The sequence below is a fragment of the Halovulum sp. GXIMD14794 genome (genome assembly GCF_054457455.1).
The window spans coordinates 594,813-614,229 of sequence record NZ_JBTLNF010000003.1 but is presented as its reverse complement, the minus strand read 5'-3'; the positions used below and the strand labels follow the sequence as shown (position 1 = coordinate 614,229).

General features: G+C 62.5%; 16 protein-coding genes and 1 pseudogene. 2 read left to right on the top strand and 15 right to left on the bottom strand.

The window, feature by feature from the left end:
- Positions 1 to 38: 38 nt before the first annotated feature.
- Positions 39 to 2,528, bottom strand: coding sequence for a BTAD domain-containing putative transcriptional regulator (locus tag ACW9UR_RS05190; protein ID WP_458915854.1), 2,490 nt, complete (start codon positions 2,526 to 2,528; stop codon positions 39 to 41).
- A gap of 164 nt (positions 2,529 to 2,692) precedes the next feature.
- Between ACW9UR_RS05190 and ACW9UR_RS05185 the strand changes: the two genes are divergently transcribed.
- Positions 2,693 to 3,214 carry a DUF6647 family protein gene (locus tag ACW9UR_RS05185; protein ID WP_458915853.1) on the top strand — a complete coding sequence of 174 codons (522 nt, stop codon included), beginning with the start codon at positions 2,693 to 2,695 and terminating at the stop codon, positions 3,212 to 3,214.
- Here ACW9UR_RS05185 and ACW9UR_RS05180 read toward each other — a convergent pair whose 3' ends face one another.
- Positions 3,215 to 4,297, bottom strand: a complete 1,083-nt coding sequence (locus ACW9UR_RS05180) for an extracellular solute-binding protein (protein WP_458915852.1) — start codon at positions 4,295 to 4,297, stop codon at positions 3,215 to 3,217.
- Between the two features lie 653 nt (positions 4,298 to 4,950).
- Positions 4,951 to 5,268: pseudogene (locus ACW9UR_RS05175) on the bottom strand (ATP-binding cassette domain-containing protein); the annotation flags it as partial.
- A gap of 66 nt (positions 5,269 to 5,334) precedes the next feature.
- On the opposite strand from ACW9UR_RS05175, the gene ACW9UR_RS05170 reads away from it, so the two are divergent.
- On the top strand, positions 5,335 to 6,228 hold the full coding sequence (locus ACW9UR_RS05170; RefSeq protein ID WP_458915851.1) for an IS481 family transposase: 894 nt from the start codon (positions 5,335 to 5,337) through the stop codon (positions 6,226 to 6,228).
- A 799-nt stretch (positions 6,229 to 7,027) separates the two neighbouring features.
- Here ACW9UR_RS05170 and ACW9UR_RS05165 read toward each other — a convergent pair.
- From ACW9UR_RS05165 to ACW9UR_RS05110, 12 genes are all read right to left on the bottom strand, one after another.
- Positions 7,028 to 8,707, bottom strand: coding sequence for a M14 family metallopeptidase (locus tag ACW9UR_RS05165; RefSeq protein ID WP_458915850.1), 1,680 nt, complete (start codon positions 8,705 to 8,707; stop codon positions 7,028 to 7,030).
- 23 nt (positions 8,708 to 8,730) lie between these two features.
- On the bottom strand, positions 8,731 to 10,098 hold the full coding sequence (locus tag ACW9UR_RS05160; protein ID WP_458915849.1) for a M20/M25/M40 family metallo-hydrolase: 1,368 nt from the start codon (positions 10,096 to 10,098) through the stop codon (positions 8,731 to 8,733).
- Positions 10,095 to 10,823, bottom strand: coding sequence for an SDR family NAD(P)-dependent oxidoreductase (locus ACW9UR_RS05155; protein ID WP_458915848.1), 729 nt, complete (start codon positions 10,821 to 10,823; stop codon positions 10,095 to 10,097). Before ACW9UR_RS05155 ends, ACW9UR_RS05160 begins: the two co-directional genes overlap by 4 nt.
- Entirely contained in the window at positions 10,823 to 11,905 is a 1,083-nt protein-coding gene (locus tag ACW9UR_RS05150) for a Gfo/Idh/MocA family protein (protein WP_458915847.1), read from the bottom strand. Before ACW9UR_RS05150 ends, ACW9UR_RS05155 begins: the two co-directional genes overlap by 1 nt.
- Before the next feature lie 60 nt (positions 11,906 to 11,965).
- Positions 11,966 to 13,528 carry an ABC transporter substrate-binding protein gene (locus tag ACW9UR_RS05145; protein ID WP_458915846.1) on the bottom strand — a complete coding sequence of 521 codons (1,563 nt, stop codon included), beginning with the start codon at positions 13,526 to 13,528 and terminating at the stop codon, positions 11,966 to 11,968.
- 83 nt (positions 13,529 to 13,611) lie between these two features.
- Entirely contained in the window at positions 13,612 to 14,622 is a 1,011-nt protein-coding gene (locus ACW9UR_RS05140) for a Gfo/Idh/MocA family protein (RefSeq protein ID WP_458915845.1), read from the bottom strand.
- The gene (locus tag ACW9UR_RS05135; protein WP_458916167.1) at positions 14,619 to 15,542 is read right to left on the bottom strand and encodes an NAD-dependent epimerase/dehydratase family protein; all 924 of its coding nucleotides are present in this window, start codon (positions 15,540 to 15,542) and stop codon (positions 14,619 to 14,621) included. The genes ACW9UR_RS05140 and ACW9UR_RS05135 overlap by 4 nt, the downstream gene beginning before the upstream one ends.
- A gap of 11 nt (positions 15,543 to 15,553) precedes the next feature.
- Positions 15,554 to 16,465: a dihydrodipicolinate synthase family protein gene (locus ACW9UR_RS05130; protein WP_458915844.1), complete on the bottom strand. Its 912-nt coding sequence runs from the start codon at positions 16,463 to 16,465 to the stop codon at positions 15,554 to 15,556.
- A gap of 32 nt (positions 16,466 to 16,497) precedes the next feature.
- Entirely contained in the window at positions 16,498 to 16,977 is a 480-nt protein-coding gene (locus tag ACW9UR_RS05125; protein ID WP_458915843.1) for an ureidoglycolate lyase, read from the bottom strand.
- Positions 16,974 to 17,885, bottom strand: a complete 912-nt coding sequence (locus ACW9UR_RS05120) for a polysaccharide deacetylase family protein (RefSeq protein ID WP_458915842.1) — start codon at positions 17,883 to 17,885, stop codon at positions 16,974 to 16,976. Before ACW9UR_RS05120 ends, ACW9UR_RS05125 begins: the two co-directional genes overlap by 4 nt.
- 45 nt (positions 17,886 to 17,930) lie before the next feature.
- Positions 17,931 to 18,929, bottom strand: a complete 999-nt coding sequence (locus ACW9UR_RS05115; RefSeq protein ID WP_458915841.1) for a succinylglutamate desuccinylase/aspartoacylase family protein — start codon at positions 18,927 to 18,929, stop codon at positions 17,931 to 17,933.
- Positions 18,926 to 19,417 carry a VOC family protein gene (locus ACW9UR_RS05110; protein WP_458915840.1) on the bottom strand — a complete coding sequence of 164 codons (492 nt, stop codon included), beginning with the start codon at positions 19,415 to 19,417 and terminating at the stop codon, positions 18,926 to 18,928. The genes ACW9UR_RS05115 and ACW9UR_RS05110 overlap by 4 nt, the downstream gene beginning before the upstream one ends.

The following is a 19,417-nucleotide window of genomic DNA, read 5'->3' as shown; positions in this document are numbered from 1 at the left end:
TACACCGACGTTTCTCGGGCCGATAGCGCTATATGGTTTCATGGAAGGTCACGCGGGTCTGGCGACGACTCTGGCCCTTCGGCCACGAAAGGAAACCACCCCGTCTCCCCGACGAAAGCATAGGTCTCCCCCTCGCCTGTCCGGAGCACCAGATGGCAGTTCTCAATCTCCACCTTGTCCCAGATCCACTGGTCGCAAAGCCGCCCGTCGATGACGTAGCTGTGCCCTTCCTGCGCCCCGGCAAGTGGACCGAAAGCACCGTCCTGGTAAATCGTCCCGTCAGCCGTTCGAATCTGGGTCCAGTCCTCCAGGACTTGCCAAGTTTGTTGCCCGGATATGCGGCGATTGAACAAGAGTTCTTCGATCTCTTGCCCGGAAAGCGGATCAAATGACCGAACGGCTTCGTCAGGATAGCTCTGCCCGGAGGCATTGATCAGGCCGCCCCGAAACCGAGCGTTCGCAGACTCCACAGCGAAACTGATCAGGCTCGACGCTTCAGCACCGGTGGGGCGCCTCCAAGTGGCAGCGCGCGGGTTCGTAAACGCCACCGTGCCCATACGCCAAGCGCCGAAGGGGCGGCTCCGAACAGCGTTGAGCAAGTCATCAAAGGCGGCTTCAGCGCGAGCTTTATCGACATTGTTACCGAAAATCGCGGCCCGAAGCGCCAAGAGCCCCAAAGAGTGATCGGTCGTCCCTTCGAAGGCGATCCCGACAGCATCGGACGCGGCTGCCATGTCGCCATCGACGAAAGCGGCGGTTGCCAGGGCAAGGTATCCGTTTTCCGGAGTGGCGGGCGACAAGAGTATCGCGCGGGTTCCGAACTCTCTTGCTGCTTCCGTATCACCGGACAAGGCATGGCTTTGCGCCAATACCTCGAGCGCAACCACGTTGGAGCCGTCCAATGCAAGGGAGCGCCTCGCCAACCCTTGTGCCTCGACATGATCCAGGCGGCGAAGAGCAAGCCTTGCGCGGCTGGCCAGAAGTTCCGGGCTGGCGGCCTCCGCCGAGGCGAGGTGCTTTTTCAGCTCGAGGTATCCCTCGAGCCAATGCAGCCTTGCAGCTTTCGCGAAGTCATCTGCTTCGAAAGCAACCCGCTCGAATGCGACGGCAAGCGCAGCGACCGGCTCGATGGCTTCGGGATTCGCGACAGCCAGATCTCTCAGCGCGCTGATTGCCACAGCATTGCCTTCGGGCGTGCCCGAGTACAACCGGCTCAACGCCCGCATGTACGCTGGTACTGAACGCGGCGGGAGTCTCGACGGGGCGGCTTTCGGAACTGGCAACAACTCTAAGCCAATTCTGTCCGAGATCCTGGAAACGATCTTGTCCTGCAGCACGCGCGGTTCATTCGCGCTGCCCCGAAAGCGGTCAGCCCAGATCTCACGACCGCTGTCGACTTCGGTGATCCACACGTTCAGCACCCATTGCTCCGAGTCGCCTCGCATCCTTCCGCGCAGAACGTGGCTGGCCCCACTCGATCGATCCTCAGAATCAACAATGAGGCGTCCGCTTTCACGAGACAGCACATCAAGTGCCGATAGCCGGACAAGCGAAGTCGAAAGGTCGTCCGAAAAACCCGCCGCGAGTTGCGGGTCCACTCCGCCTGACGGCTCGAAGGGCCTGACGAGGAGCCTTGCGTTCTCCAATGGCTGCGGCGGAGCGCGTGCGAACATCACCCAGACGGCTACGAAGCCTGTGAGGATTGCCGCGACGAACAAGAGACGCGCAGTATTGTGCGATCGGCCAGCCTGTTCGGCCGGCTTCACTACATGGGAAACGAAGAAATCGTCGTTCGTCCGAATCCTCGCCAAGAGGTCGAAGAGGTCTTTCGAAGGTGAAATACCCAGTTCTGATGAGAGCAACTTGGTAAAGGCTTCGCCCGCTTCGATTGCCGCCGGCTTTCTGCCCTCTCGTGCCAGCAGTATCATCCGCACTCGGATCGCCGGCTCGCAATAGGGATCTATGGATAACAAGCGATCGACCCGCGCCATCTCCGCAACTTCGGGAGCACTTTCCCACGCAGCCATCAAAGCAGCTCCGGCACCGGCGGCCATCCCGTCTAAACGGACACGTTCTGCGTTCCGCCACTGCGAATAGCCCTCTTCGGTGGCGATCACGAGATCCTCGAGAAACCCCGCGCTGTAGAGTTCGAGACAACGCCTCTGCCCCACTTCGTCGTTTGCTGTAGCCGCCGCCTCGAGCTCCCAAACGTCGATCCGGGCTTGACTTCGATCGATAGCGACAATATCGGTTTCTGCCGTGATCAGATCTGGCGCGACATCACCAACCGCGCGCTTGATGTTATAGATTGCCTGGCTGAGCGACGCGAGGGACTGCCGTGTACCAACGCGGCTCCAAAGAAGGTCGGCGAGTTGCTCCCGGCGCATCGACGCGCCTTTCGCCATCAAAAGTACGGCCAGAAGCGCGCGGGCTTTCCGCGTGTCGATGCGGATCGCTCGACCGTCGCCAGTCGCAATCTCGAACGCCCCAAGAAGGGAAACCCGCACCTGTGCCATCTCGATCAGCATCCAGCCATGCTCGATCCCGGGTCAAGCCGCGGAATCGGCGACTGCAAACCTGTTTTCCAAGGCCCTGCGCGCTTTTGAGAGCGATTTGAGACCGGATTGAATCGAATCTGAGAGGTGCCGGGCAAACCGTGACCACTGCAATCCAGTGCACGGGAGCCAATCAGATGAACGCCCTCCGAACAAGCTTGATCGCCTTTGTCCTTGCTGCACCAGCTGCCGCCGAGCCCGAGGTCCTAGGGGCTCATGCACCATATGAACCGCGCGCAATCTTGAACACGATGGAGGTTTTGGACCTCTGGCTCGATGGCTATTCGGATCTCCCACGAGCGGATGTTCCGGTCGCGCGGGTGGCACTCGTCGAGCCCGGCAGCCCCATTCTCTTCGAAGGACAATTGACCCAGGTCGCCGAGACGGTCCGTGGTGCATATGATGCCGAGACAGCGACGATCTATCTGGTCAGGCAATGGTATCAGGAGACCGCCTTCGACCGCAGCGTTCTCCTGCACGAAATGGTGCATCATAGGCAGACCACTGCGCAGCATTGGTATTGCCCGCAGGCAATGGAATGGGATGCTTACCTGTTACAAGAGGCCTACCTGAATGCTCACGGCGAGACGGGCGCTTTCAATTGGGCGTGGGTATTGCTTGCCTCGAGCTGCGCGGTTCGGGACCACCATCCGGATTGATCAAAGGCCAAGTCCCCTACGCCAGGCCGCAAAGCGTTCAGTCAACGCCGGTCCGTGTTCCGCCCAGAAGTCCGGGTCGAGCACGAGCGAATGTTCAACCCGATCCTGACGCGACGGGATATGAGGCAGGACGGGTTCTCCCGTATGAAACCAGGGCTCGCCCTCCGCAATGATCTCGAGCGCAGACTGGCGCATGGGTCCGTAAGGGATCCAGCGCGCCTGTGCCGCCTGCTGCTCGGGTTCCGCGACATGGCGCAGAAAGTCGAGTGCGGCTTCTTCGTTCGGGGCACCAGCGACGATGACGAACCACTCCTCATCAAGGATCTGGCCATCATAGATGGCCGCAATCCCTTCTTCGCCTGACAACTGCGCTGCCCCGACACGCCCGCTATAGGCTGTGGCCATGACCACTTCGCCCGCTCGCAGCAGGTCCAACGGCTCCTCACCAGAGGACCAGAGGTGCAGATCGGCGGCAATGCGGTTCAAGACCGAGAACGCCCGGTCCTGACCGGCTTGCGTAGCAAGCTGATCGTAGACCTCCGAGACGGGCAGGCCATCGGCCAATAACGCCATCTCCAGGTTTGCCTGCGGGAAAGCCGAGATTGCCCTCGGCCCCGGAAACGCTTGCGGGTCGAAGAAGTCGGCTAGGGACCCTGGCGATTTGCTCTGAAATGCGGCCCGTCTGTAAGCTGTGACCCAAGACCATGTGATGTTCGGGCCGACACACGCGTTAGGCCTCGGGATCACGAGATCATTCTCCACGTCGGCGGGAAAAAGATCCGGCGGAAGATTGCGAAACAAACCCTCTTCGCACCCGATGCGGGCGTCATGAGCAAGGACGTCCAGGACGTCCCATTCGACGTTGTCGCTCTCGACCTGGGCACGCACCTCATCAAGCCCGCCACGATACTCCACCCATTCAATATCGGCTGCGAAGCCGGGCGAATAGGCGTTCTCCTGGCTTTTCTGGTAGGTCCCGCCCCAGGTCACGACGGTCATACTTTCTGCCAATCCAACATTCGGCACAACGACCGGTTGGAGAATGATCGACAGGAAAAGAAAATGATGTCGACGTTCCTTCATGGGGCCAGAGTACCTGAGGGGCAGAGGGTCAATCAACTCGAGACCGAGGGCGGCTCGGAATCATCTTGAGCCCGCCCTGCCGCCCAGGTGTGACGGCCACCTCCACCGCGATGCCAGCCTATGTTGGCAGTATGCCAAGATAGGCCTCGGCCCTCTCCGCAGATGGTTTCCCGCGCCGCGCTGTGCGATGGATCGCACACAAGGCCAAGGTCCCGAATGTCCCACCCATAGCTCTCCCGCGCATTCGGGCCAACACGTTGCATCGCCCAGCGGGTCGTCGTTCGGCCCAGAATGGCACCGCACCCGAAGTTGAAGACAAGTCCCCGGTTTCTGCCGGCATTTGACTCGTGCCCCGCGCGCAGGCTGAGCTTTCCGGTGGGCAAGAAGATAGTCTCCAAAAGGCTGCGTTATTGATACTATGCGCGCAGCTTTGAACCGGGAAGAGACAAAGTTGTTATGCACCATATGAGATCAGCTAGAGGCCGGAACCTCATGCGGTGCCGGATAAATCAGTCCCTAGGACTTCTTGTCTTGCTACTGCTGCCTAGTGGATCAATTTGGGCACCCCAGCCAGCATCTAGAACGCGCTATCGTTTCCGCTTCGTTGTCCGTACCGGAACCACACAATCGGATTAGGAACCTCACGGGCTACCGCTCTCGGTCGGACCCTCTTCGACGACATTTCCAAGATACATCACGATCACGCGGCCCGAGATTTGACGCACCACCGACAGGTCGTGGGCGATGAACAGATAGGCCAGCCCCAGCTTCTGCTGGAGGTCCTTGAGCAGGTTGACCACCTGCGTCTGTACCGAGACATCGAGCGCCGAGACAGCCTCGTCGCAGATGATGACTTCGGGTTCCAACGCCAGCGCTCGGGCGATGCCGATACGCTGATGCTGGTCGCCCGAACACCGGTGGTGGTGCCTGTCGGCATCGGAGGGATTGAGCCCCACCAGTCTCAGCAGCTTGTAGGGTTGGACGATTCAGCGAGACACCTTCGATGATCTCCATGGCGGAGAGGGAGGGTGTTTTACATGACAGAGGATCAACGGGAGATCCGTCGAAAGCTGCGCATTCTCGACCACGCAGTGCGCGCGGGAAACGTTAGCAAGACCTGTCGGTACTTCGGGGTCGGGCCCGCGAGTTTCTATCGGTGGCGCGACGCGTACGAGCGCGACGGGGAGGCAGGCCTGGTCAGCAAGCGGTCAGTCCCGAATAATCATCCGAACAAGACACCGGCAGGCGTCGCCGAGAAAGTCCTGCATCTGCGACGCAAGTATCACCTCGGGCCTATGCTCATTGTCTGGTACCTGGAGCGCTATCACGGGACCATGATCTCGGATGCCGGCGTGTCCCGCATCCTGTGCCGCAACGGCTTGAACCGCCTGCCACGGGGCACCCGACTGCGCAAGGTGCACACCAGGCGCTACAACAAGCAGGGTCCCGGCCATCACATCCAGATGGACGTCAAGTTCCTGACCTTCAAAGGAAAAGACGGTCGGAAGATACGGCGTTTCCAATACACCTCGATCGATGATGCGACGCGCATCCGCGCCCTGAAGATCCGCGAAAGGCATACCCAGGCAAATGCCATCGACTTCGTCGATCATGTCATCTCGGCCTTTCTTTTCCGTATCCGAGAGATCCGAACCAACAACGGCCATGAGTTTCAGGCCAAGTTCCACTGGTTTGTCGAGGACAGGGGCATCCGGCACGCCTACATCAAACCGAGATCGCCGCAACTCAACGGAAAGGTCGAGCGGTCACACAGGGCTGACCAGCAGGAGTTCTATCAGCTTCTCAGCTACAAGGGCGACGTCGATCTTGCCGCCAAGCTGAATGAGTGGGAGCGCTTCTACAATCTCGCAAGGCCACATGGAGCCCACGGTGGAAACACGCCTTACGAGGCTTTGCGCGAGAAGCTATGATCTGACCACGCGGTGTCTCGCCAGATCGATCAGGCTACACTTGCGAGGCTCAATTCGAAGTTCCAACAAGAATGCCTGTCCGTCCACAGGATCCTGAGCCTCGCAGGGGCGCAGTAGAAGATGGAGGCTTGGCGCAGGTTCGACAATGAGTATCGACCCATTAGTGTGATCAGCTAAACCGTCCCGATTGCGCTCACAGACTACTGCGGCGCATTCGGCCAGCCACGTTGAGGGAGTCCGGAAATTCCAGCTCCGGGTGGCCTAAGGTTCGGGTACAGCGCAATCAACCGGGGGATTCTGGATCAACGCGCCCCTTATCAGGGGGGAAGGTCAAACCGATCACTCCAATCCAACGATCTGGCACGCCCGCCGTTCACTCAGGCCTACCTCCCCATCAGAAATCCCAAAGCTTTACGTTTGGCCATGGGTCTCGCCAGTTTTTTTCGCCGGCAGTTCCTTCACCGACGACATGGCCAGCATTTGGTAAGCCACGATCCGCTTATGTTTGGCATTTTCGATCTTCAACTCGCACAGCCGCAACCCGCGAATCCACAGGTTCCGTCTGGAGCCCTTGCCAGACGTTGATGTGAAACGCGATATCGGGAACTCGATCGGCTAAAGCCGACCTCAAGTATTTGATATCTTTTGTCACTTTGGCTGTCAGAGCAGGATCAAAACATTGCTTTTATTGCAAGATCACATGCGCGCGATGGCATAGTAACGCAGTGATGTACGCTTGATATTCAAGCCCGACAAACCCTCTCGACACACCAGCTTCATCGTACCGCAGGACAGTTTCTCAATCCCCGAGAACGAATGAAGAGGAACAGCTTCCGCCCTTTTCAGAGACCGCGCTGACGCAGCAGGTGGCATTCTCAGACGTCCTTCTGACCAGCCATTCGGCACGCTTCGAGACAGCCGACCACTGTTGGCCCCAGGGCGACCATTGGTATTTGCGCTCATTTCGGCCAGCCAGGTGTCCGAGGTCTTGTTCGTCGGGGTTCATCACCAGTTCCGCTTCCTCCAGCTCAATGGCGACGCGAACCGACTTTGCGACACCCTTTTCGATGGCAACGTCTGAGAGGTTGGTCGGCAGGTATCCGTGGTTGGAAACGACGGCAGACACCTTGAACAGATCTCCACCCAATGGCTCGCAGGTCACTTCGTCCAGACGCACCTGCGGCGCCGAGGCTGCGTGGCGTAGGTTGAACATCGTGTTGTTGTGGCAGATTTCTTCCAGCAGGTGACCCGGCGGGTTTCGGTAGCTCCAGATGTAGACCATCCCGCCGATCTCGACCGGGCCAAGTTGCGGGTGGTCGAAGGGCTTCCAGTCGCGGAACCCGTGATCGCCGAGGTTCTCGACGACCCAGTTGAAGACGGTACGCTGGGTTTCGGCATCGCGCGGGCCAAGGTTGTAGTACCCCTCTTTGGGTACGCCGGCGGTCCGCTCCAGATCCCACAGTTCAGTCGAGAAGCAGATGATGCCCATCTCTTCGTAGACCCAGTCCTTGAGGCTGCCGTGGCGCACCTTGGACTTGTCCGGCGTGAACTCTTCGTAGACCGAGATCGTGGGATAGCCGGTCAGCTTTTCCCCAACCGCGCCGAGGTCCTTGTAGAGCGCAAGGTCGCGCGGGCTCATGTCCGCATCCATCTTCATCATCGACGGGCGCAGGATGATCCCGCCGTGCGTGTGATAGGCGCACATCCCGGCAATATTCGGATGGTCGAGGATCAGTCGGCCAACGCCCATCGCCTCGGGTTCGGAAAACGGGTATTCGCCGGCACCATATTCGCGCGGGCTCCAGTTGATCGGGAAATTGCGGTTCATGTTCCCGTCTTCGCCCTGCTCGATCTCGACATGCAGGCCGTCATAGTCGCGGATCAGACCCTCCGGGTAGATGCGGTAATACTCGCCCCCCTCCTCGCCCGGCTCGCGCTGGACCATGATCCGGGGATCTTTGTCGTCCTTCTTCCACTCACCCTTCGGATCCGGAACACGCATGCTGACGATATAACCGTCGCCGTCGATATCCTGCGGGATCAAGCCAGAGATCCTGTCTTCGCCCGGCAGGAAGCGCCCGTTGCCGCACCATGGGTGGAACGGCGCCTTCAGCGCGAACTCCGCCCCGTCGGGATTGATCCGCGGAATGATGTAGAACACCTGCGTATCCAGCAAGCGCGTGGCTTCCTCGTCCAAGCCGTAGTTGGTCAGCAGATACCAGATCGCATAGAGCGCCGTGGCCGAGGTCGCATGCTCCTCGGCATGGATCTGCGCGTCGATGTAGAACGCCGGCTTGTCCTCGGGCGCGCCGGTCTTGGGGTTCGTCAGCTGCATGAACCACACGTCGCGCCCCTGATGCGACTTCGCGATCGAGGTCAACGTGGCCAGCTTTGGATACGCATCAGCCAACGCCCTCAGGTGGCCGGTCATGGTGTCGTAGTCGTGGTAGGTGTCAAAGGGAATGTTGATCGTGGTCATGTCTGATCCTGTCGCGGCGACGCTTACGAGCGGCCAAAATGTTCCATGATGGCGGCGGCGTACTTGATGCCCTGGATGTACTTGTCGACGTGAATGTTCTCGTCGGGTGCGTGCAGGTTGCAGCCGGGGTTGGCGAAGCCGGTCAGCACGCACGGGATCCAGACGTGGCGCAGGATCGCGCCCTCGGCCGACACCCCGTTGACGATGGGCGGCTCGCCATAGACCTCGTGGGCCGCCGCGATGATTGACTGGGAGATGTCCTCTTTCGCCGAGATCTTGTACGGCTCCTCGGCCCGTTCGAACGTATTCACCTCGATCGAGTCGAAGCCCTGCGCCTTGATGTGCGCGCGCAGCTTCTCGGCTGCCTTGACGGGGCTGATGTTCGGGATCAGCCGGAAGTCCAGCCGCACACGTGCTTCCGACGGCACGATGGTCTTGGTGCCCTTGCCCATGTACCCGGCCTCGATGCCCTGGATATTGGCGGTCGGCTCGTAGGTGCGGGCGCGCAGCGCATCCACCCCGTCGCGACCGAGGACGAACTCGTCCACGCCCATCTCGTCGCGCAGCATGTCGAAGTCGATCCGCCCGGCCTTGTCGCGCAGGAACGCCTCGTGATCTTCGTCGGGGACATAGATCCCTTCGGCCCAATCCGGGATCAGGATGTTGCGGTCCCGGTCCATGATGGTGGCAAGACAATGGATCAGGTCCCACACCGGGTTCGGCACCAGCGGAAAGTTCAGCGAGTGGACATCCGTCCGAGGACCGCGCGCGACCAGTTCGACGAAGAGGATCGATTTCAGGCCCAGCGAGACGTCGGGCACATCCGCCCCGATCTCCAGCGAGCCGTCCAGGCAGTGCATCCCATCCGCCTGCAGCATGTCCTTGTTCTGCTCGGCCCAGGGACCGAGGTTCGGGCTGCCGATTTCTTCCTCACCCTCGATCAGCAGCTTCAGGGTCACGGGCACCTCGCCGCGGACGGCAAGGAAGGCTTTCGCGGCCTTGTTGAAGGCAAGGACGCCGCTCTTGTTGTCCGTCGCGCCGCGGCCATAAAGAATGCCGTCGACGATTTCGGCGGACCAGGGGCCGCCATGGCTCCAGGCCTCGATCGGCTCGGGGGGCTGAACGTCGTAGTGCGAATAGCAGAGCAGCGACTTCTTCGAGCTGGGGCTTTTCAGCTCGCCGAACACCACAGGGGGGCCTTCGGGCAAGGCGTGCAGATCCGCCGGCAGCCCGTCGGCATGCATCATGTCCTGCACCAGGGCGGCGCATTCCTCCAGTCCGATCCCCTGTGCCGAGATCGACGGTTGACGCACGAAGCGCTGGAGATCGGCCACGAACTCGTCGGCATGCGCGTCGATGTAGTCATAGATTTCCTGCATGCGGTCACTCATTCGGTCGGCTCCTTGGCACTGGACAGACCCCACGCGTTCAGGCGCTGACCGTTGAACGCGGGGTTCCGGGTCTCTGCAATCTCGATGAAGGCGGGGGTGAGCGCGTCAGGCTCCACCCACGTCGCCTTGAGTTCCGGGGGATAGTTCTGTTCGGACATGGGCGTGCGCATCGCCTTGCCCGGCGTGATCGTGCAGGACAGGACCCCGTGCGCGGCGCCTTCCAGCGCCAGGCACTTGGATAGTCCCTCCAGCCCGTGCTTGGCCGCGCAATACGCGGTTTCGTCCGCGAACCCCTTGATGCCCGACTGGGAAGAGACGAAGACCAGCGCCCCACCCCGCGCCTTCATCGCGGGCCAGACCGACTGCGCAAGCTGGAAGCCCGCTTGCAATCCGACATTTACCGTCGCCTGGTAAGTGCCGAACGTGACGGCCTCGAACGGCTCGGGCCGCAGGATCGCCGCGTTGTGGATCAGGGTATCGACCGGGGCGGGATCGGACATCATCGTCCGGATCGCCTCCTGACAGGCATAGGGATCCGACAGGTCGGCGCAGATCAGCTGGGCCTCCGCGTTTAGCGTTTCGGCGCTCGCCTCCAACGCTGAACGGTCGAAATCCATCAGGACAAGCCTTGCGCCTTTTGCGGCGAACGCACGCGCGATCGCTGCCCCCAGACCGTGGGCAGCGCCCGTGATGCAGACCCGCTGATCGGCAATCGGGGGGGCCATCAAACGGCGCCCGACATATCCAGATCGACCCATGCCCGCGAAGTGGTCGAGGCAAGCACCGCATCCAGAACCATCTGGTTCCGCAACCCGTCGACGAAAGTCGCGCCCTGCTTCAACTCCCGTTCCCCGGCGATGGCGCTGGTCAATTCCCGCAGGGCTGAGAGGACCGAGACGTTCCAGATCCCCTTGTTCAAGCCTGGAAGGCGAGCAGTCGGATCATCGACGGTGATTTCCTCGAACCCGGCATTCCCTTTCGCGAAGTAGAGCCGTTCGTCCGAGTTTGACAGCGTGATCGTGCCCTTGGACCCGAACACCTGCGTCTCGTTCCCCATGTTCGCCGCCGCCACCCCGGACATGAAGACCGTGGCCAGCGCGCCCGACTGCATCTCGAGCGTGAAATGCGACAGGTCATCCGCCGTGGCGGTCCACGGCTCGCCGGTATTCTTGCAGACCCGGTCGGGGACCACGGTCAGCGCCTGCCCGACAACCGAGGCCGGCTCGCCCAGCCACCAGCGCAGCATGTCCACCTGGTGAGACCCGTTCGCGCCGAGGCGCCCGCCCCCTTGGGCGGCATCGGACCACCAGTCGCCCTTGCGGCGGGAGGCGGGATCGTTCCACGACGCACCGATGTTGGTAATGTTCACGTGGCGGATTTCGCCCAGTTCACCGGCGGCGATCAGCTCGGCGATCCGCGCCCGGTTCGGGTTGAAGCGCAATTCATGATCGATCATGTGCAGGCGCCCGGCTGCGCGCGCCGCGTCCAGCATCTCGCGGGCTTCGCCTGCGTTCATCGCGGTCGGCTTCTCGCACAGGACATGGGCACCGCGTGCGACGGCCGCCTTGACCATCGGCGCATGCAGGACTGTAGGCGTCGCGATGCAGACCAGATCGAGCTCCTGCTCGTCCAGCATCTTCTGCCAATCGTCGTAAACCGCCTCGATGCCGTAATCGCCGGCTGCCGTCTTCGCGCTCTCAAGGCGGCCGGAGGCCAGAGCGACCGCCTTCGCCCCCTCGATGTGCTCGAAAGCGGGAAGATAAGCGTCGCGTGCGAAACTGGCGCCGATGATGCCGGTCCTGATCATTTCATTTCCTCTCGTCATTGCATCCGCCCCCGACAACGACGCGCGGGGGCGGAGATATGGTTAGTCTGCCGCGAGTTGCGCATCCCACAGGTCAAGGCGCTCGTCACGCCGGGCGGTCCAGTCGACGCGCGAGCCCACGCCGTAGAAATCCGGCTGGAAGTACATGTGGAGCCACGGACCGTCGTCGTAGAAGACTTGCAGCATCTCGTTGATGATCGCGCGCTCTTCCTCGGGGGTCTCGGCGTTCATCACATCCGGCCAGCGGTCGAACCAGCGGGGATCGGACCAGTTCGTGTAGTTCGGCCCCGACTCGACGGTCGCCAGCAGCGCCATGTCATAGAGCGGACTCCAAAGCGCACCGCCCGACCCCAAGAGGAACAGCGGACCAGCATCGTGCTTGCGGATCAGCGGCACATAGACCGAGGACCACTCCAGCAGTTCTACCTCGGTCTTCACGCCCACATCCGTCAGGAAGGCCCCGACGGCCAGCGCGACGTTGGCATCGTTCAGATACCGGCCGCGCGGGGCCTGGAACGTGATCTCGAAACGGACGCCATCCTCGCCGCGCGGATAGCCCGCCTCGTCCAGCAGCCGCTCGGCGGTTTCCGGATCGTAGGGATATGGCTCGAGGTCCGGATGCCCGTTCGGCGGGTTCACAAGGCCGGTCGCCCGCTCACACTCGAAGTTCAGAAGCTGGCGGCAGATCAGCGGCACATCGACGGCATACTGCAGTGCGCGGCGCACATCCGGGTCGCGCACCGCCTCGCCCGCGACACCCTCGAATTGCGAGCCCTGGTTGAACCCGACATACATGCGCCGCAGCCCCTGGACGACCTGCACCTCGGCCACGCCGCTGGCGTTGATCATGTCCGACTGGTCGGGCAGCACATTGGTGATGATGTCGACGTTACCGGCCAGCAGCTCCGCGATGCGGGTCGAGGCTTCGGGTATGATCCGGAACCGGATGCGGTCGAAATGCCCGCGCTCGCTGTCGCGCCACCGCTCCAGCTCGAGTTCCGAGCTCGGTCGCCATTCGACCAGGCGATACGGCCCCGAGGCCACCGGCGAGCGGGCGATCTCGTCCTCGGTCATTGCCTCGTAGCTTTCACGGCAATGCAGATACACCTGCGAGGTGAACCCGAGGGCCATCGCATTGCGCTCGCGGATGTGGATCGCAACCGTTGTGTCGTCCAGGGCCTCTGCGCGCTCGAACCCCATCGAGGTATAGACGAAGCCCGGCGTGTTGCCCGCAAACGCGTTCGCCGGATCGGCGGCCCGGTTCCAGGAATAGGCCACATCGTCTGCCGTCAGTGGTGCGCCGTCCTCGCAGGTCTGGTCCGGCAGGATGGTATAGGTCCAGGTCTTGCCGTCGTCCGAAACCTCCCAGCTTGTCGCCAGGCGCGGCATGATCGTGCCCTCGTCATCGATCGCCGTCAGCGTCGTGAAGATCATCTCGGCAATGTTGGCATTGTCGAGCGATCGGATCTCGGCCGGCTCGAACGTGCTGGCATCCGCGCTGAGGCCGACAACAAGCGTGTCGTCCGGAAGGGTCTGGGCATCCGCCGTAATAGGCAGCAACAGCATCGCCGAGGCGGCGAAACACAAGTCTAGACGTCGTTTCATGGAAGTCTCCTGAACCAGAGAAATACGTTTCGGACTTTAGGCCCGGTCCCGTCGTGTCGTTGGCTGCCGCACTCTCCTTACGTTCACGCCAGTGCGACTGGCTGGCCGGTTGTTGATGATCGGATGCAGGCCTCGAGCATCCGCAGGGATTGAAGGTGATCGCGACCGGTGCATTCGGGCGCCGCGCGGCCCTTGAGCGCGTCGACGATCATTTCCAGCAATGCGGTCGCGTCGGTGATCCACGGCTCCAGCGGCGCAAGAGGTACCGCTTCGTAGTCCGGCCGCATACGCGTCGTGGCGACGAGATCGCCGAACATCTCGCGTTGCAGCGCGACCCCGTCCGAGCAGTCGGTACGCCACTCGAAATCGAGCCTGTCGACCCCGCCCTGCCAGGTGCCCTGGTAGTTGACGAACATGCCACCATCGAACTCGATCAGCGCCGAGACGTTGGCGTCGCCGCGGTACATGGACCAGCCAGGATTGTAGGTCCGCGCGAAGATCCGGGTAGGTTCCTGCCCGTAGACGAAGCGCATGAGGTCGAAATGATGGATCGACTGTTCCCACAGCATCGGCTGATCCATCGTCAGCGGATACTTGTTGAGCCGCGCCTGCGTCCCGTCCCGCCAGCGTTCGTAGGTAAAGCGCGCGAACTCCGCCTTGCCGATACGGCCTGAGGCCAGCAGGTCACGGAGCGCGCGGGTCACGGGCAGGTATCGGAAGTTCAAACCCACGATCAGGTGCAAACCGGCAGCCTCGGCAGCCGCCACATAGCGTTCGGCCAGGGCGACATCGTCGGCGAGCGGTTTCTCCGCGATGATGTGCAGCCCAGCCTCGATGGCCGCGCTGATCTGTCCTTCGCGACCGCCCGGCGGTGTGACCAGAAGGACCGCATCCGCTGCGCAGGTCGTCACTATGTCGGCCAGATCGGCCGCAACCGGCACACCGGGATAGCGCGCTGCGGCGGCGTCACGCGCGTCGGGGGACGGGTCGACAAGGCCAGCGACCTCCACCTCTTTGTTGGCGTCGATGACGGTCAACCAGGTGCGCGCACGTGCACCAAGCCCGACCACGACAAGGCGGACAGCCGAGGTCATGCGGGCACTTCCTCTTTGAGCAGACGCGCGACACCCTCTTCGATCGGCAGCCAGTCAACCTTGTCAAAGACGGAATTACGGGCACTCGCCATCGGAGGCCGAGGCGCCTCGCCCCGCACTTCATCGGTGACAGTCGCACCGGCAATGCCTGCCGCGATCACTTCCGCAAGCACACGGTCTGACAGGACCGGCGGCGTTCCCGCGTGCAGCACGCCGCCGTCCAGTTCCGGTACCGTCGGCAGAAGATCCGCAATCGCGTCCGCAAGGTCAGGCAACCAGGCCCATTCCCGCAAGTTGTCGCCCGTCCCGGGGTGCACCTTGCCGGTGCTCCGCGCTTCGCGGATCATGCGCCCGACAAGGCTCATCCAGGGGCGAGAGGGACGCTCTCGCTCCGCCGGGCCAAAGATATTGCCCAGACGCAGGCTCAAAGTCGCGAATCCCGCTTCGCGAACCACTTTGGTAACAATCTCGCCCGCCTGCTTTGCCGCCTGGTAGGCACCCAATCCATGGGCAGGGACATTTTCGGTCACCTTTTCCAAGCCAACACCATCGAACGGTGCGAAAACGCCCATTGAACTGAGGAACAGGAAACGATCGACGCCCCTGTCCCGCGCCCAATTCATGCAGGCCATGTGCACGCCGAGATTGCGCTGCAGATGTTCCGCTGCCGTCAGCCCCAAAGTCCCCGGCTCGGCGGTGAGGGCCGCGCCATGCACGAAAGCGGACGGAGTGCCGATTCCCGGCAGATCGAGTGCAAGACCCAGTTCAGCCTGCACCTGCCGGATGCGGCGATGCGGCGACGGGCCGTCAAAACCACGATCGACGGCGACAACGTCATACCCCTTCTCCGCGCAGGCCTGCGCAAGCGCCGAGCAGACGAACCCGCCAGCGCCGGTGATGACAATTGGCCCGTCGATCATGGCGGTCACTGTCACTGCCCCGCCCGCACCTGAGGACCGGCAATGGCAACCGCCTCTGCGATCATCGCATCATGTTCGGCGCCCACGGCCACGAAGGGCGGTCGGACAATTCCGTACACCGCGTCGCCCATCTGTGTTGCAACTGCAGCCTTGATCGCGGGGATCAGCGGCAACCCCTCGAAGATCTTTCGCACCGCTGAAACCTGCTCGTGGCATCCGGCCTCGGCATCCGAGCCCAGCGCTTCGATCAGGCGACGGATGCCGGCCGGGTTCACGTTGGCGCTGGCGCTGATGCACCCTGCCCCGCCGGTCGCGGCGTTCTTCGGAATCATCGCCTCCGACGCGGAGTAGCTGTCGATCTCGGGGAAAGTGCGGATGACGGCTTCGGTGTTCTCCCAATTTCCCGAACTGTCCTTCAGCCCGGCTATGGTCTTGGGGTACGCCTTCAGAAGCTTCTCGATCAGGCTCAGCGTGATCGGCACGCCGCTCATCTGCGGGATATGGTAAAGGTAGACGCGCAGCGCGTCGTCTGCGATGCCGTCGATCATCCTTGAAAAGGCGTCGAAGACACCCTCGTCCGGCACGCCCTTGTAGTAGAACGGCGGCAAGGCAAGCACGCCCTTGCAGCCCAGCGACGTGGCATGGCGCCCCAACGTGACGCTGTCGCCGATCGCACAGCACCCGGTGCCGGGAATGAGCCTGGATGGCGCAATACCCGCCTCGATCAGCGCCTCGAGCGCCTGCATCCGCTCTTCGATCGTCAGGGAGTTCGCCTCGCTCGTAGTTCCGAACGGTGCAAGCCCATGCGCGCCCGCTTCGAGCAATGCCTGGCATCGCGCCACGAAGCGCTGGGTGTCGACCGAGAGGTCGGCAGAGAACGGCGTGATCGCGGGAACGTAGAGTTCGATTGCCTTGCGGGCCATGACGAGGGATCCAGTTCTTCAGAAATCTTGGGTCATTCGACGACGGTCAGCGGCGGGATGCGCCGGAACTCATCGTCGTGGTATTTTCCGCCGCGCCACATCAGCACGGCAAAATGCCCGGTCCGGTCGAGCACGCTCGCCCCCATGTGCCAGACGTTCCGGTTGTAGATGACACCCCGGTTGCCCGGCACCAGCATCGCCCGCGCGGCACCGACGATCGGCGCGCCATCGTCGTCCGAGGGCATGACCAGAACGACGTAGCGCGAGACGTCCAACGGCAGGAAACACTGCGCGGCGAAGGGATGGCGCTCGACCTCGGAGCACACCAGAGGGATGGTCGTTTCGGGCACGAAATTGGTGTGGAGCACCGGCGCCGAACTATCCGGTCGCTCGTGAAAGCTGTCGGAATAGAACGCCCGCTCACCTGCCGCGTGAGGCGGCTCGACGAAATGGCCAAACGGGGCAAAGGCCTCGGTGGTCGCCGGTTCCAGCGTGACGACCGGACCGCTCATGTGACCCCGCCGGCGGGTTGGTGGCGCTTCCAATGCTCGGCAATATCCGCCCGGCGGCAGACCCAGACATCGTCCCGCCCGGCGATATGATCGAGGAACCGCACCAGCGCCATCAGGCGACCGGGATGCCCGATGATCCGCGAATGCAGACCGACCGACATCATGCGCGGCATCCGCGTCGACTCCTCGGCAAGGATATCGAAGCCGTCGATCAGGAAGTCGGCGAAATCGCCCGCCGCGAACACGTCCCCGGCAAGGAACTTCGCGTCGTTGTTGACCATCGTGTAGGGCAGCACAAGGTGCGGCTTACCGGACACCGTGGTCCAGTACGGCAGATCGTCGTTGTAGGCATCGCTGTCGTAGGCATACCCGCCATGCTCGACCACCAGTTCGCGCGTCGTCAGCGACGGCGCATAGCGGCAGTACCAGCCTGCGGGCGGGCGGCCGATCGTGGTCTCGATGCTCTCATGCGCACGGGCGATATGCTCGCGCTCGGCCTCGCGATCCATCTTGTAGTGCTCGACCCAGCGCCAGCCGTGGGCACAGATGTCCCAGTCGGTTTCGGCAATAGCGCGCGCGACACGATCGCTTCGCTCCAGCGACTGCGCGCTGGCGAAGATGGTCAGCGGCACACCGCGCCGCTGGAACAGGTCGAAGATGCGCCAGACGCCAACGCGCTGGCCGTATTCGTACATGCTCTCTGCTGCGAGATCCCGCTCGCCCTTCGGGACACGGCTTGCGCGTACCTCCAGCAGCGCGGACTCGGACACACCGTCCCCGTCGCCGATGGAGTATTCGGAGCCCTCCTCGACGTTGAGGACGAAGTTCAGCGCCAGCCCGGCCCCATTGGGCCAGGTCAGCTTGGGCGGGTCCGTCGCATAGCCCTCGAGGTCGCGCGTGTGCGTCATGCGGCCACCGCTCCCGGGCGCGGGGCCCCCTGTTTTTTCGCCGGTTCAGTCACGGGGCCCCTCCACCTTGCAGAAGAAGCAGCACCAGTCGCCAAGCGTCACGTTCGGCAGCGCGCGCAGGCCGAAGAACATGCCGTCCGCCGGCGCTTCAAGTTCGCCCACGACGTCCCCGAAGACATTGACGATCTTCGCGATCGGATCGCCCTTCTTCATCATGGTCAGGAAGTCGATGCCCTCTACCGGCAGGAAGATCCCCGACGCGGGCGCCAGCAGAGCCTCCTGAACGCCCTTCCAGCACGGGTCCGGATAGACGGCGTCGCCCTCCATCATCCCGTAGTGGTAGAGGATGTTCATGATCGATTTAGCCAGTTCGTCCGCAACATAACGGAACCGCTCTGGCGAGGTTGCAGACCGGCCGCCAAGCTCGACGGTGATCCCGGTTTTGCCGACACCTTTCAGCGCCGCCATCGGGCTGCCTGAAGGGTTGAAGTTCGACATGATGCAGCCCCAGCCCTCGCCCATCGCCTTGGCGAGTTCGACCGACTCTGGCGTCTCGTCGACGAAAATCGCCTTGTCGAGGAACGAGTGCGCGCCGCCGGAATGGATCGAGATCTCGATATCGGCGACGTCCTTCATCGCCTGCCAGTGCGCATCGGCGACGCGGTCGGAATAGTAGCCGCCCGGCTTGCCGGGATAGATCCGGTTCATGTCGTAGGTGAACGTGTCCAGCGGGTTGCCCCGCTCGGCTGCCGAGAACGCAAGCGGGTTCACCACCGGCACCAGAACGACTGCCCCGGTCAGCTTTGCCGGGTCGATCTGCTCCATCGCCAAGTGGCAGGCGCGCGGGCCCTCGGGCTCGTCGCCGTGGATCGCGCCGTTGACCCAGAAGACGCGGCCCGGCTTGGCGCCGTTGATCACCACGACGGGGATTTCGACTTTGACACCACCGGCCAGTTCACCGGCGGCGATATATCCGCGGGCCATCTCGCCCGGCTTCGCGCTTGCCGAGCCGACGCTCAGCACCTGGTTCGCTTCGGTCGTCATACCGCTTCGGCCCCCGAGGTTTCGTAGGCCTTCAGCTGCTCGGGCGTGTAGACCTGCATGAACTCGATCTCGATGCCGCCGGCATCGTTGTCGAGGAACGCCACCCAGCCTTCGGGATGCGCGTGGCTGCCCTTCACGCCGCACGCCTGGCAAAGGCGAAGCTCGGCGCCCTGCGCCTGGGCGTGCTCCAGCGCCTTGTCGATATTGTCGACCTCGTAGCAGATGTGGTGCAGCCCCTCGGCGCCGCGCTCCTTGATCCACGAGGCGAAGCGGCCGTTCGGATCGGTCGACTGGCAAAGCTGGTATTCGATGCCGCCGAGGTAGAAAAGCGCGACCTTGTTCCCGGATTTCGGGAAATGGGTGATCTCGGTGTCGGCGGGAACGTGCAGGAACTTCGCATAGGCCTCGAGCGCCTTCTCGGCGTCGCTGACCGCGAAGGCCATATGCTTGATGCCCTTCACGTTCGGATTGTCTGATTTGACGGTCAT

Excerpts from the sequence above, each read along its gene's own strand:
- ACW9UR_RS05190 (WP_458915854.1), bottom strand. The coding sequence starts at position 2,528 with ATGCTGATCGAGATGGCACAGGTGCGGGTTTCCCTTCTTGGGGCGTTC.
- ACW9UR_RS05185 (WP_458915853.1), top strand. The coding sequence starts at position 2,693 with ATGAACGCCCTCCGAACAAGCTTGATCGCCTTTGTCCTTGCTGCACCA.
- ACW9UR_RS05180 (WP_458915852.1), bottom strand. The coding sequence starts at position 4,297 with ATGAAGGAACGTCGACATCATTTTCTTTTCCTGTCGATCATTCTCCAA.
- ACW9UR_RS05170 (WP_458915851.1), top strand. The coding sequence starts at position 5,335 with ATGACAGAGGATCAACGGGAGATCCGTCGAAAGCTGCGCATTCTCGAC.
- ACW9UR_RS05165 (WP_458915850.1), bottom strand. The coding sequence starts at position 8,707 with ATGACCACGATCAACATTCCCTTTGACACCTACCACGACTACGACACC.
- ACW9UR_RS05160 (WP_458915849.1), bottom strand. The coding sequence starts at position 10,098 with ATGAGTGACCGCATGCAGGAAATCTATGACTACATCGACGCGCATGCC.
- ACW9UR_RS05155 (WP_458915848.1), bottom strand. The coding sequence starts at position 10,823 with ATGGCCCCCCCGATTGCCGATCAGCGGGTCTGCATCACGGGCGCTGCC.
- ACW9UR_RS05150 (WP_458915847.1), bottom strand. The coding sequence starts at position 11,905 with ATGATCAGGACCGGCATCATCGGCGCCAGTTTCGCACGCGACGCTTAT.
- ACW9UR_RS05145 (WP_458915846.1), bottom strand. The coding sequence starts at position 13,528 with ATGAAACGACGTCTAGACTTGTGTTTCGCCGCCTCGGCGATGCTGTTG.
- ACW9UR_RS05140 (WP_458915845.1), bottom strand. The coding sequence starts at position 14,622 with ATGACCTCGGCTGTCCGCCTTGTCGTGGTCGGGCTTGGTGCACGTGCG.
- ACW9UR_RS05135 (WP_458916167.1), bottom strand. The coding sequence starts at position 15,542 with ATGATCGACGGGCCAATTGTCATCACCGGCGCTGGCGGGTTCGTCTGC.
- ACW9UR_RS05130 (WP_458915844.1), bottom strand. The coding sequence starts at position 16,465 with ATGGCCCGCAAGGCAATCGAACTCTACGTTCCCGCGATCACGCCGTTC.
- ACW9UR_RS05125 (WP_458915843.1), bottom strand. The coding sequence starts at position 16,977 with ATGAGCGGTCCGGTCGTCACGCTGGAACCGGCGACCACCGAGGCCTTT.
- ACW9UR_RS05120 (WP_458915842.1), bottom strand. The coding sequence starts at position 17,885 with ATGACGCACACGCGCGACCTCGAGGGCTATGCGACGGACCCGCCCAAG.
- ACW9UR_RS05115 (WP_458915841.1), bottom strand. The coding sequence starts at position 18,929 with ATGACGACCGAAGCGAACCAGGTGCTGAGCGTCGGCTCGGCAAGCGCG.
- ACW9UR_RS05110 (WP_458915840.1), bottom strand. The coding sequence starts at position 19,417 with ATGACCGTCAAATCAGACAATCCGAACGTGAAGGGCATCAAGCATATG.